The 774-nt window shown below is 69.8% G+C and carries 1 protein-coding gene; it reads right to left on the bottom strand.

All coding sequences use genetic code 4. The features are described from left to right. On the bottom strand, positions 1–774 hold a 774-nt coding region (locus TS70_RS06710), incomplete at both ends, for a phage tail tape measure protein (RefSeq protein ID WP_198049805.1).

Below are 774 nucleotides of genomic sequence, written 5' to 3' on the forward strand. Positions count from 1 at the left end.
GGGCAGTGGCTTGCCCGGTCGTCAGGCCGAACTCCTGCGCGGACGCGCCGGCCAGGGTCAGCGCCTGGATGATGTCGCGCTCGGCCACGCCCACGGCATCGGCCGACGCATTGAGCATACCGATGAACGCATCCATCTCGGCAATGGACACGCCGAGCAGCCGAGAGATCATGCCCAGGCTGCGTCCCGCCTCGTCGGGCAGCATCTCGAACTGCCGCGCGGCCGTCGCGGTCAGCTCCGCGAAGCGGGCGATGTCTTTGCTGGCCACGCCGAACTTCGCTCCCATCGCAGCGATGCGCGCGATGTCGCCCGCGCCCACGGCAATGCGCGTGGACATGGCCTGGAACTCGGCGCCCAGCGCGGTGGCCTCCTGTCTGGACAGGCCCGCTGCGCGCTGCACGCCCACCATTGCCTGCTCGAACGCGACCGCGTTGCGCACGCCCAAGGCAAACACTGCTGCGCCGGATCCCAACCCGACCAGCGCGCCCTTGACCTGCTCCAACGCTGCGGCCCAGCCGTTGGTCTGCGAGCGCAACTCGGCGATCCTGCTCTGCAGACGAGAGAACGCTTGCGCCTGCTCCGCCAGGGACAGCTTGCCGGATGCCGCCAGGCGCGCATAGGCTGCACGCGCCTGCTCGATCTCGCGCTGGATGTCGCGCCACGGGCGCACATCCAGAATCGTGCGCGCCTGCTCAATGCGCGCGGCCTCGCGCAGCCGAGTGAGCTTGCCGATACCAGCCTCGATTTCGCGGCCGGCCGCCTTGAGCGCTTCGA

It is taken from the genome of Spiroplasma sp. hyd1 (assembly GCF_016082235.1).
Classification (GTDB): Bacteria; Bacillota_I; Bacilli_A; order Mycoplasmatales; family Mycoplasmataceae; genus Spiroplasma; species Spiroplasma poulsonii.